We start from the raw sequence: 11,952 nt of genomic DNA on the forward strand, positions 1-11,952 counted from the left end.
CCACGGCGCGCTTGCAAGGGCGCTTCGTGGGCTGTTGTGGCAGAGGGAATGGGTGTTTGTTCTGCCTTTTTGTCGGTATATCTGCAGTAAAGCTTTAACCCGAGGGATGGCAAGATGCCTTTGAATTCACAGTTCGTATTGGGTGCTGGCAGTGATGGTCAGGCGGTTGGTCAGCCTTTGCGCCTGGCCAACCGTCACGGCCTTATTGCGGGTGCTACCGGCACCGGCAAGACGGTAACCCTGCAACGGTTGATCGAGACGTTCAGCGACGCCGGGGTGGCGGTGTTCGCCGCTGACGTCAAAGGGGATCTGTGTGGTCTGGGCGCTGCCGGTGCGCCGCAAGGCAAGGTCGCCGAGCGTATCGCCAGCATGCCCTGGCTAAATCATCAACCACAGGCCTACCCGGTGACGCTGTGGGATGTGCATGGCCAGAGTGGCCACCCACTGCGTACCACCCTCAGCGAGATGGGGCCGCTGCTGCTTGGCGCCTTGCTCGAGCTGACCGACAGCCAGCAGGCGGCGCTCTACGCGGCGTTCAAGGTGGCTGACCGCGAAGGTCTACTGCTGCTCGACCTGAAAGACCTTAAGGCGCTGCTCGGCTACCTGAAGGACAGTCCGCAGGTGTTGGGCGAGGACAGCGCGCTGTTCACCAGCACCTCGGCACAAGCGTTGTTGCGTCGCCTGGCAGGGCTGGAGCAGCAGGGCGCCGAAGCCTTGTTCGGTGAGCCTGCATTGCAGCTCGAGGATCTGTTGCACCCTGACCGCGATGGCCGCGGTCGTGTGCACCTGCTCGATGCCTCCCGCCTGGTTCATGAGGCGCCCAAGGTTTATGCGACCTTCCTGCTGTGGCTGTTGGCGGAACTGTTCGAGCAACTGCCGGAGCGTGGCGACGCCGATAAACCGGTACTGGCGTTGTTCTTCGACGAGGCGCACCTGCTCTTTCAGGGTACTCCAAAGGCCCTGCAAGAGCGTCTGGAACAAGTGGTGCGGCTGATTCGCTCCAAGGGCGTCGGGGTGTATTTCGTCACTCAGTCACCGAGCGATCTGCCGGACGATGTCCTGGCCCAGCTGGGGTTGCGCATCCAGCACGGCCTACGCGCCTTCACCGCCAAGGAGCAGAAATCCCTGCGGGCAGTGGCTGACGGTTTTCGCCCGAACCCGGCGTTCAGCACGCTCAGCGTGCTCACCGAGTTGGGGATTGGCGAGGCGTTGGTCGGTACGCTGGAGGAGAAGGGCACGCCGGCCATGGTTCAGCGAGTGGCTATCGCTCCGCCGCAATCGCGCATCGGCCCGCTGAATGAATCCGAGCGTGCGGCGTTGGTGCGTCAGTCACCCTTGGCTGGGCGTTACGACAAACCCATCGACCGCGAGTCGGCCTATGAGCTGCTGACTGCTCGTGCTGCGCAGGCATCCGCTGAGGTATCCGTGCAATCGACTACCAAGGGCAAGCCCGCAGCGCAGGAGCAAGGGCTTGGACAGATGGCGGGCGAGTTGCTTGGCGGTGCGATGAAGAGCGCCCTGCGGCAAGCGGCCAATCAACTCGGTCGGCAACTGGTGCGGGGGCTGATGGGGTCGCTTATGGGGGGCAAGAAGCGCTGAAGTCACTTGCAGCCGCGTTTCGCGCGGCTGCAATGCGCCCTCGGGGCATCAGTCGTATTCGCTGGCGGCTTCTTTCTTTTCCAGGCGTTCTTTCTCGATTTTCTCGATTTCTTTATCGAAGGCCTGGTCGAGCAGGCTGGGTTTCTTGCGCCAGGGTTTGCGATCGGGGTCCGGTTGAGCGGCGTAGGTAATGACCTCTCCGCCGTATACATCCTTGTAACGCTGCGCCTGGCGCTCGAGTTCGGCGCGCAGTTCGTCTTTCGTCACTGTTTTTACCTGTAGGTTGTGATCGGCCCACACGACAGCTGAAACGCCAGGTTTCATTGTTGCGCTGAGGGATCAATCTAAAGTGCTTCGCCTTGGTAGGCCGGGAGAAAAATTTGCAAAGTTTCACGCTTTGCATCTTTCTCTTTTCTCTTCAGTTACTTATCTATTTGTAAGTTTTTTTCGAGAAAAGTTGCATGGAGCAACTGGCGGGTATTATCACCAACGCCTTTTGAATGTCCAGTAATCAGCCCACAAGCGCCTGATAGTGCAGGCTGAAACTAATCTGGCAGCTTTCCTTCGCTGCCAGTAGCTTTAGCCCAGGCTGCCCCGGTAAATGATGGGCGTTGACCGGATGGGTGACGGGTTCGAAACAGAAGAAATTCTGTGCCTCTGGGCAGAACAATAGAAACACATCGCAGCCCTCCGCCTCGCAGACTAGCTGATAACCGGCGTCTGCTTGAATGATGAGAGCCTTGCCGGGCCAGTGGGTAAAGGCATTATCGACAAGTTGCTGTGGCAACAAGGTGGGTTTGGTGAAGTTCCAGGCCTGCGGTAATTCGGCCCACTGACTGGACAGTTTGTCTTCACCGCATAACCAGACGCCGCCTGCTTGCGCTTGCACGCGTGTATGCGCAGTGCGCGGCAGATAAGGATGCAGGCCGAGTCCGTACCAGGTGGGCTGCTCGCCAAGATGGGTGGCTTGTAACGTCAGTCGCAGGCAGCCGTCAGTTAGTTGTATGTGGAAATTGGCGCGATAGGGAAAAGGCGATTGGCTCTGCAGTTCCAGACTGGCGCTGTCGGACGTCACATCGACTACCTGCCAGGGTTGTTGCCAGGCACTGCCGTGTATCGGCAGTGCTTCGTGTTCGGTGTTGGCACTTAGTGCTTGCCAACCGGTAGGCGTAGCGAAGCCGCCCCCGCCAATGCGGTTGGACCAGGGCAGCAACGGGTAGCAGGCCAGGCGCCGGGGATTGGAGGTGGCCAGCCCCAGTTCGTCACTGTGGCGCAACAGCGGCTGACCATCGCTTAGGCGCACCCAGTTGACCAGGCTTGCACCCAGTTCCGGGGCGAGAGTCAACTGTGTCAAGTTATCGCTCAGAGTCAGCAGGGTCGTTGGCATTTGACGCTCCTAGGGCTTTAATTGTCGGGAATTCATAGTGTCATCGTACAACTGCTAGGCTATCATTACGGCAAAGCCTCAAGTCTTAATTCGAGAACCCGTCCGCCATGGAAATGCAAAACGCTCAACCTCGTGCTCGTCGCAAGCACCGCAGTCTGGCTCAGGAACTGGTAGCCGATCTGTCGCAGCGCATTCGCGATGGGTTGATCAAGCGCGGTGAGAAGCTGCCGACAGAGTCGGCGATCATGGAAGAGCAGGGCGTCAGTCGCACCGTGGTGCGCGAGGCGCTGTCGCGTTTGCAGGCCGCTGGCCTGGTTGAAACTCGTCACGGCATCGGCACCTTCGTGCTGGATACGCCGAGTGCCAGTGGTTTTCGCATCGACCCGGCGACCATCGTCACCTTGCGCGACGTTCTGGCCATTCTTGAGCTGCGTATCAGCCTTGAGGTGGAGTCTGCCGGGATGGCTGCTCAGCGTCGTAATGACGTCCAGCTGAAGGCCATTCGCGAGGCGCTGGATGCCATCAACGAGAGTGCTATGCATGCCAGCGATGCAGTTTCCTCGGACTTCCATTTTCATCTGCGCATTGCCGAGGCCACCGGCAACCGCTACTTCACCGATATTCTCAGTCACCTGGGCACCAGCATCATCCCGCGTACCCGGGTCAATTCCGCCAGCTTGGCGCGTGACGATCAGACCCACTACATGGCGCGCCTGGAGCGCGAGCACGAGCAGATCTTCGAAGCTATCGCGCGCCAGGATGCCGAGGCGGCGCGGGCAGCGATGCGCCTGCACCTGACCAACAGCCGCGAGCGTCTGCGTCAGGCGCACGAAGCGGCCGAGGCGGAAGCGCTGCACGGCTGAAACTTGTTGAATGCACTCGGCGGCCTTGAGCCGCCGAGTGCGTTTTAGCGATAGGGAAAACTGGATGCGCGTGCCGCCCTCTAGCGGCGGTAGGCCAGGGCGACGATGCCGCCGACCACGATCAGACCACCGATGACCTGCAACGCCCCCAGTACCTGACCCAGAACCAGCCAGCCCAGGATCATGCCGGCCACCGGCTCCATGTTCATCACGGGGGCATTGCGCGCGATGTTCAGGCGCGGCATGCAGATGAACAGGGTGGAGAAAGCTGTGCCATAAAGCAGTACCAGGCAAGCCAGAGCGATCCAGCCTGCATTGGCAGTAGGCAGGCTCAAACCGCCGGGGATCATGCCGCTGGCGCCGAGCAGGGTAGAGGCGCTAAACACCACGGCCAAGGTCAGCATGCTGCGCACCGAGCCGGCGATTTTCGACAGGCGATTTTCGGTGACCCATAGCGCCACGGCGAACACGGCTGCAGCGGTCAGACTGAACAGGATGCCGGCGACCCACTCACCATCCGGCGCATCGGCGCTGGTCAGGCGACCCGGAACATCGAGCACCAGCACCAGACCGAAGAGAATCACGCCCATGATGCCCAGCGCCTGGCGGGTTGGCGCCGCACCGCCGAGCGCCCAGGTGAGCAAAGCCAGCAGGATCGGCGAAAGGTTGACCACCAGCAGTGCCAGTGCCACTGGAATACGCGCTACTGCCGAGTAGATGCAGAAGCTCTGTATGGCGATCAGCAGGCCCAGCAGGATTTGCCAGCCCCAGGTAGCGCTACCCAGTTTCAGCGATTCACGTCGCCACAGTACCAAGGCGGCCAGCGCGACCAGCGTCACGCCGGCACGCGCGAGCATGGCCAGCAGCAGTCCGGTGTCGTGGTCGAAGGTGATCCGCGCAGCGATGTGGTTGCCCGCGAACGAGCAAGCCAGTGTGGCGAGGATCAGGACGGCGATGTGACGCGGAAACGGGGTGGAACCTTGCATGACGAAATCCTGTTGTCATGGCCTTGAAATCAGGCCCTGAAGCAAAACGCCGCCCGATTGGGCGGCGTTGTCGTTCAATACCCGGGTTGCTGTCAGAGTACGACGCTCGGCAGCCACAGGGAGATAGCCGGGATGTAGGTCACCAACATCAGCACCATGAACAGTGCCACGTAGAACGGCAGCAGTGCCTTCACGGTATTTTCGATGGTGACCTTGCCGATTGCGGCGCCGACGAAGAGCACAGCCCCTACCGGTGGCGTGATCAGGCCGATACCCAGGTTGACCAGCATGATCATGCCGAAGTGTACCGGGTCTACACCGAAAGAGGTGACAACAGGCAGCAGAATCGGGGTGAGGATCAGGATCAGCGGCGCCATGTCCATCAGCGTGCCCAGCACCAGCAACATGAAGTTCACGCACATCAGGATCACGTAGCGGTTGTCCGAGAAGGCCAGGAACGCAGTGGTGATCTTCGACGGAATCTGCATCAGGGTCATGATGTAGCCGAACGCGGCGGCGAAGGCGATGAGGATCATCACGATCGACAGTGTACGCACGGTGCGGTGCAGCATCTTCGGCAGTTCATGCCACTTGTAGTCGCGGTAGATGAACATGGTCACGAAGAAGGCCCAGATCACGGCCACGGCAGCGGACTCGGTGGCGGTGAAGATGCCGGAGAGAATGCCGCCGAGGATGATGAACATGGTCATCAGGCCCCACAGCGCTTCCACGCAGATCTTGATCGCCTGGCGCAGCGGAATGACTTCGCCTTTCGGGTAGTTACGTTTCTTCGCGAACCACAGGCAAAGCGTGGCCAGGGTTGCACTCATCAACAGACCCGGGCCGATACCGGCCACGAATAGTGCGGCGATGGACACTGTGCCGCCAGCGGCCAGTGAATAGATCACCGAGTTGTGGCTGGGCGGAGTGAGCAGCGCTTGCACCGAACCGGACACGGTGACCGCAGTGGAAAACTCGCGCGGGTAGCCTTTCTTTTCCATTTCCGGGATCAGCACCGAACCGACCGAGGCGGTATCGGCTAGGGAGGAGCCGGAGATTGCACCGAAGAAGGTAGAAGCGGTGATGTTGACCAGTGACAAGCCGCCACGGACAAAGCCGACCAGCACCCCGGCGAACGCCACCAGGCGGCGAGCCATGCCACCTTCGGCCATGATCGCGCCGGCCAGGACGAAGAACGGAATGGCCAGCAGGGAGAATTTGTTCACACCGCCGGAGATCTGGATCATCACGGCATGCAGGGGAATATCGATCCACCAGGCGCCGATCAGCGCGGAAACGCCGAGCGAATAAGCAACCGGAACGCGCAGGAGGATAAGGACAATAAAACTGCCCAGGAGAATGGCGGCATCCATTTACACTGCCTCCTTGGAATCTTCAGTGTGTTCGAAGTCGACGGCACGGCGCTTGTGTTGATCGCCGTACAGCAGTTGTTCGATGACGAACAGGAGGGTGATGAAACCGCCCAGCGGAATAGGCATGTAGCTGATGCCGACGCGTACCGAAGGCAGTGTGCTGAGGTACTGGTTCCAGGTCGCTGCGCAGAGCTTGTAACCCCAGATCAGCATGAACAGCGCGATGCCGCCCATGACCAGGCGCACGAACAGCGTGATCAGCGGCTCCAGTGTTTGAGGCAGGCGATCGGTCAGTGAGGTCACGGCCATGTGGGCACTCGCGCGGTAGCCGGCAGCGGCACCGACGAAGGTGAACAGCACCATCAATAGCACTGAAATGGGCTCGGGCCAGCCCAGCCCTTGACCCAGCACATAACGGCTGAAGACGCCCCAGGGGATGATCGTGGCCATGATCACGATCGCCAGGCCGGCGGTCGCGATACAGGCACGGTAGATGGCGTCATTGACGCCCAGAACCAGGTTTTTCATGAGACTTCACCGGTTGCGCGGCGCAGGCGAGATGCCGGCGCCGCGCGCTTGCGCGTGGATTACTGAACGGCTTCGATGCGCTTGATCAGATCGGCGAACTGAGCACCGTACTTCTCACGTACCGGGGCGGTAGCGTCGTAGAACGGCTTGGTGTCGACTTCGATGAACTCGACGCCTTCAGCCTTGAGCTTCTCGTCGCTGGCCTTTTCCTTGGCAACCCACAGGTCGCGCTCTTCCAGCTGGGCTTCTTTGGCCAGCTTCTTGACCAGTGCTTGCTGATCCGCAGTCAGCTTGTTCCAGGTGGTCTTGGACATCAGCAGCGGCTCGGGCAGGATCAGGTGATGCGTCTGGGTGTAATACTTGGCCGCGCGGAAGTGGTTGTGCTCGAGCAGGGTCGGCGAGTTGTTCTCGGCACCGTCGATCACGCCGCTCTGCAGGGCGCTGAAGATTTCACCGGTGTCCATGGCGATGCCGTTGCCGCCCATGGCGTTGAGGGTGTCGATGAACAGCGGGTTGCCGATCACGCGGATCTTCATGCCCTTGAGGTCTTCGATCTTGCGTACCGGCTTCTTGGTGTAGAGGCTGCGGCTACCGGCTTCCATCCATGCCAGGCCGACCATGTTGAAGTCGGAGTTGGTGATGGCGTCGAGGATGTCCTGGCCGATGTCGCCGTCGATCACCTTGCGCATGTGGTCGATGTCGCGGAACACGAACGGCATGTTGAACACGTTGGTGGCTGGCACTACCGAACCGACCGAACCGAGGCTGACGCGGGTCAGCTGGACGGCGCCGATCTGGGTCTGTTCGATCACTTCCTTCTCGGAACCCAGCACACCGCCTGCGAACATGCGGTATTTGATTTCACCGTTGGTGGCCGCTTCCAGTTTCTTGCCGAGGCTCTCCATGGCGACCACGGTCGGGTAGCCGGCCGGGTGGATTTCGGCAATTTTCAGGGTCGTCTCGGCCTGTACGAAGGAGGACAGACCGAGCGCTAGAGGAAGTGTGGCGAGAAGCAACTTACGTTTCAGGTTCATGCGGAAAACTCCGTCTTGTTGTTGTTGGTAGGTGTTGCGAAATCGCTGTCGGGGGCGGGCTGAGTTGAGGCTCCAGACCGCCCGGCTAGATTGGGAAACACCCAATCAGGCCATCGCAGATGCAAGAACAACCAGGTGAACATGCGGATGGGGTGCCATAGCGCAGGTAGTTCTTGGGTTATTCCTCTTTATTCAATGTCGTATGTTGTCATACGACATTGAAGATTATTCACGCGCCTTTTTTGACTGTCAACGCAGTTTTTTGCAGATTTTAAGCGCGTATTGGCACGATTTTTTCGGTTTTTATTGCCTGCAATAAATTCTCTGTGAGAGTTATTCAGAATAGGTAGTCGTTATATGCAGTGCTGGTTGTATGACAACATATCATGAGGCCCTTGATCTGCCCTGCATTCGTAGGGGGGGCGAGGGGTTGACAGCACCGTCGGGAATCCGTCCCGCCAGAATCGTGCGCGCCTGGTCGATGGTCTGCTGTACCTGGTAGCTGATGGCCTCGGGCACCATGCCGCCGATATGAGGGGTGGCGAGCAGATCATCACGCCGTGCCAGCAAGGTGGTCGGGTGATCGTCATGACCTCGCCCGACATCGATGGCGGCGCCTGCGAGGTGGCCTGCGCCGAGCGCATCGTTGAGAGCCTGTTCATCGACCAGCCTGCCGCGTGAGGCATTGATGAAGAAGGCGCCCTTTTTCATGCGCGAGAAGAAGGTGGCACCGGCCAGGTTTTCGGTTTCGGCGTTATGGCTGGCCAGGCAGATCACATAGTCGGAGCGGGTGAGCAACTCGTCGAGGCTCAGGCGCTCGACGCCTGCCGGTTCCCTGCCTAGGTAAGGATCGTAGGTGACGACTTTCTGCCCCATGGCCTGCAAGACCGGCGTAAGGGTCGCGGCAATCTGACCGAAGCCGATGATGCCGGCGGTGCTGCCGGCCACTTGGCGTCCCATGCGCTGCGCTGGCACGAGGCCGTTCTGGTAGACGGCGTAGTACTGCGGCAGGCCCCGTGCGAGGTTGATCATCTGGGCGACGATCCATTCGCTGACGGCATTGATGAAGCCGGGGCCGGCATGGGTCACCAGTACGCCATGACGGGAAGCTGCTTCCACGTCGATGCCGCGCAGGTCCATGGCGCAACGCAGGAAAGCCTGCAACTGTGGCTGTGCCTTGAACAGTCGCTCGCTGGCGCCTGTCGGTTTGTCGGAGATGATCAGGTCGCAGCCATCGGCCAACTCGATCAGGTCATCCTCGTGGATGACGCCATCGTCTTCGCGCAGGACCAGTTCGCCCAGCTCGCGTAGCGCCTGTTGCGCTTGCGGGCCATACCAGGCGTGCAGGTCGGAGCGAGGATAGGTGAGGAGGATTCTGCTCATGCTGCGTCCTCTTCCAGCTGGTAGAGGGCCGCTGGATTGTTGACGGTGATCTTCCGCAGTACAGCGTTATCCCTTATCCAGCCGGTAATCGTTGAATACAGCTGCTCGGCATCGATCGGCACATCTCGCCTTGCGGTGTGTGGCCAGTCCGTGCCCCACAGCAGCCGCTCCGGCATCAGTTCGATGGCGCGTTCGCTGAAGCGACGATAGCCATCGAGTGCCTGCGGTGAACAATCACTGAACAGGTAAGGCGCCGAGAGCTTGATCCACAGGTTGTCTTTACGTTGGGCCAGGGCGAACAGGGCATCGATCTCCTGGTCGCTGGTTTCCGGGGTGTAGGAGGCGAAGTGATCCAGTACCAGCGGTGCCGAGACTTTCTCCAGTTGCTCGATGGCTCCTGGCATCTGCTGTGGGCGCAGCAGCACTTGCAGGTGCCAGGGCAGCCCGTTGATGCAGCGCTCGAAGGCTGGCAGCTGCTCCAGCGTCGGGCCGTTGTTGGCCAGGGTGTTCAGACGGATGCCGCGAACCCCCTGGCGATGCATGACCTGCAGATCGCTTGTCGGTGTGTCCAAAGCAATCACTGCCACGCCACGTGCGCCTGGGCCTAGCTGGCCCAGCGCGGCGAGCAGGGCACTGTTGTCAGTGCCATAGACACTGGGTTGTACCAGGACGCAGCGCTTTATGCCGAGCTGATCGAGCTGTTGCCGGTAATGCTCGGCAGTGGCGACTGGCGGGGTGTAGTCGGCGCTGGGATCAAGCGGAAACTGGCTCGGGTCCGCGAAAACGTGAGCATGGCAGTCACAGGTATTTTCGATAGGAGTGGGCATGGGGGAGCAGCTCATGGCAAAGCGGCGGAGCCCGCTGCGCACGGCAGCGGGCATTTTCATTTACTCGACAGCTTCGATGCGTTGAATCAGGTCGGCATAGTCTGCGCCGTACTTTTCGCGTACAGAGGCTGTGGCGTCATAGAACGGCTTGCGGTCCACGTCGATGAATTCCACGCCGGCTTGTTTCAGTGCCTGCTCGCTTTCGGCAACCTGCTTGTCCCACAGGGCGCGTTGCTCGAGCTGTGCCTCGCGGGCGAACTTCTTCACCAGTGCCTGCTGCTCCGTGCTCAGGGAGTCCCATGCCTTTTTCGACATGACCAGTGGCTCGGGAATGATCAGGTGGCTGGTGTTGCTGAAGTACTTGGCGACCGTGTTGTGGTTCTGCGCGAGCATTACCGCCGGATTGTTCTCGGCGCCATCGATCACGCCAGCCTGCAGGGCGCTGAAGGTCTCGCCGGTGGACATGGCGATGCCACTACCGCCCAGTGCGTTCATCGTGTCGAGAAACAGCGGGTTTTCCATCATTCGCATCTTCTTGCCCTTGAGGTCTTCGATGCTGCGAATCGGGGTCTTGCTGTAGAAGTTGCGCGAGCCTGCGTCCATCCACGCCAGGCCGACCAGGCCATGGTTGGATTCGCTGATCCTGTCGAGGATCTCCTGGCCGATTTCGCCGTCGATCACTTTGCGCATATGGGCGCTGTCACGAAACACGAATGGCATGTTGAAGACGTTGACGTCGGCGACGATTGGGCCGATGACGCCCAGCGATACGCGGGTCAGTTGAAGGGCGTTGATCTGGACCTGTTCGATGGCTTCTTTTTCACCACCGAGCACGCCGCCGGCGAAGACTCTCATGTTGATATCGCCGGCGGTGGCTTCGTTCAGCTTCTCACCCATGTGCTCGATAGCGGTGATGGCCGGATACCCCTTCGGCTGGGTGTCGGCGACCTGCAGGGTGATCGCTGCGCACAGGGTTGGCGCGCTCAGGGCGATAGGCAGCAGGGTGGTGAGCAAGACCTTTTTCAATTTCATCGTTTTTATCCTTGTTATTGATGGGTGTTGCTGGATCGGCGCTAGGTTCTCGGGGCGTAAGCCGGTTCTTCCAGGCCTGAGGTTCCGGGTTTCAGAGCGAACACACCGCCGGCCAGTGGCTGGTCGGAGAGGTCGCCGCCGGGGCGGATCGAGGTAACGAACAGGGTGTCCAGATTCGCGCCGCCGAAGGCGCACATGGCGGGCTTTTTCACCGGTACGGCGAGCGAGCGGTCGAGGCGGCCATCGGGGGTGAAGCGGTGCACCAGGCCTTCGTCGTTGCCGCAGATCCAGTAGCAGCCGTCGACGTCCATCGCTGCGCCGTCGGGGCGGCCCGGATGCTGCTTCATGTCGATGAACAGGCGGCGGTTGTGCGGCGTGCCGCTGTCGGTGTCGTAATCGAAGGCCCAGACGCTTTGTACGCTCGGGTGCGAATCGGACAGGTACATGGTGCGGCCGTCAGGGCTGAAGGCCAGGCCGTTGGGCACGATGAGGTCGTCAAGCACCTGTTGCAGCTGGCCGTCGTAGCGATACAGCGCGCCGACGCGTGCGCCCTGGGCCATGTCCAGCAGCATGGTGCCGGCCCAGAGGCGGCCTTGGCGGTCGCAGCGACCATCGTTGAAGCGCATTTCCGCGCGGGCATGTTCGACCTGCGCCATGCGCTCGGCTTTTACGCTGCCATCGTCTTGCGGACGCAGGTGGAAGATGCCGCTCTGCATGCCTGCGATCCAGCCACCAGCGGGATGCATGGCGATGCAGGCGAGCATCTCGTCAGCCTGCCAGCTCTGCGTCTGGCCATCAGTCGCGGACCAGCGGTGCAGGCGGGCAGCAGGGATATCGGCCCAGTACAGAGCCTGTTCGGCAGCGTTCCAGACTGGGCTTTCACCCGTGGCGTTGCGCGCATCGACAATCAGTTCGGCTGTCATGGCATTCAGGCGCTCTA

At 60.6% G+C, this 11,952-nt stretch carries 12 protein-coding genes; 2 read left to right on the top strand and 10 right to left on the bottom strand.

Annotated features, from left to right (window positions below):
- Positions 1-114 precede the first annotated feature (114 nt).
- Entirely contained in the window at positions 115-1,599 is a 1,485-nt protein-coding gene (locus RTH74_RS18590) for a helicase HerA-like domain-containing protein (RefSeq protein ID WP_316915619.1), read from the top strand.
- Between the two features lie 48 nt (positions 1,600-1,647).
- Here the strand turns inward: RTH74_RS18590 and RTH74_RS18595 are convergent, their stop codons facing one another.
- Both RTH74_RS18595 and RTH74_RS18600 read right to left on the bottom strand, forming a co-directional pair.
- Positions 1,648-1,866, bottom strand: a complete 219-nt coding sequence (locus RTH74_RS18595) for a hypothetical protein (protein ID WP_099525712.1) — start codon at positions 1,864-1,866, stop codon at positions 1,648-1,650.
- A gap of 244 nt (positions 1,867-2,110) precedes the next feature.
- Positions 2,111-2,986 (bottom strand): aldose 1-epimerase, encoded by an 876-nt coding sequence (locus tag RTH74_RS18600; RefSeq protein ID WP_316915620.1) that lies wholly within the window; start codon positions 2,984-2,986, stop codon positions 2,111-2,113.
- A gap of 107 nt (positions 2,987-3,093) precedes the next feature.
- Between RTH74_RS18600 and RTH74_RS18605 the strand changes: the two genes are divergently transcribed.
- A complete protein-coding gene (locus RTH74_RS18605) occupies positions 3,094-3,849 on the top strand; it encodes a FadR/GntR family transcriptional regulator (RefSeq protein ID WP_099525710.1) in 756 nt (251 codons plus the stop codon).
- Between the two features lie 80 nt (positions 3,850-3,929).
- Here RTH74_RS18605 and RTH74_RS18610 read toward each other — a convergent pair whose 3' ends face one another.
- The 8 genes from RTH74_RS18610 to RTH74_RS18645 form a co-directional block, all read right to left on the bottom strand.
- The gene (locus RTH74_RS18610) at positions 3,930-4,835 is read right to left on the bottom strand and encodes a DMT family transporter (RefSeq protein WP_316915621.1); all 906 of its coding nucleotides are present in this window, start codon (positions 4,833-4,835) and stop codon (positions 3,930-3,932) included.
- 92 nt (positions 4,836-4,927) lie between these two features.
- Positions 4,928-6,208 (bottom strand): TRAP transporter large permease, encoded by a 1,281-nt coding sequence (locus RTH74_RS18615; protein WP_316915622.1) that lies wholly within the window; start codon positions 6,206-6,208, stop codon positions 4,928-4,930.
- The gene (locus RTH74_RS18620) at positions 6,209-6,736 is read right to left on the bottom strand and encodes a TRAP transporter small permease (protein ID WP_099525707.1); all 528 of its coding nucleotides are present in this window, start codon (positions 6,734-6,736) and stop codon (positions 6,209-6,211) included.
- 59 nt (positions 6,737-6,795) lie between these two features.
- Positions 6,796-7,770, bottom strand: a complete 975-nt coding sequence (locus RTH74_RS18625; RefSeq protein WP_316915623.1) for a TRAP transporter substrate-binding protein — start codon at positions 7,768-7,770, stop codon at positions 6,796-6,798.
- Positions 7,771-8,154: 384 nt separating this feature from the next.
- Positions 8,155-9,153 (bottom strand): NAD(P)-dependent oxidoreductase, encoded by a 999-nt coding sequence (locus RTH74_RS18630; protein ID WP_316915624.1) that lies wholly within the window; start codon positions 9,151-9,153, stop codon positions 8,155-8,157.
- Positions 9,150-9,980, bottom strand: coding sequence for an amidohydrolase family protein (locus tag RTH74_RS18635; protein ID WP_316915625.1), 831 nt, complete (start codon positions 9,978-9,980; stop codon positions 9,150-9,152). The genes RTH74_RS18630 and RTH74_RS18635 overlap by 4 nt, the downstream gene beginning before the upstream one ends.
- 60 nt (positions 9,981-10,040) lie before the next feature.
- Complete coding sequence (locus tag RTH74_RS18640; RefSeq protein WP_316915626.1) at positions 10,041-11,012, bottom strand: TRAP transporter substrate-binding protein; 972 nt, start codon at positions 11,010-11,012, stop codon at positions 10,041-10,043.
- 41 nt (positions 11,013-11,053) lie between these two features.
- Positions 11,054-11,935: a glucurono-1,5-lactonase gene (locus RTH74_RS18645; protein ID WP_316915627.1), complete on the bottom strand. Its 882-nt coding sequence runs from the start codon at positions 11,933-11,935 to the stop codon at positions 11,054-11,056.
- Positions 11,936-11,952: the final 17 nt, after the last annotated feature.

The organism is Pseudomonas sp. zfem001 (assembly GCF_032621725.1).
Classification (GTDB): Bacteria; Pseudomonadota; Gammaproteobacteria; order Pseudomonadales; family Pseudomonadaceae; genus Aquipseudomonas; species Aquipseudomonas sediminis.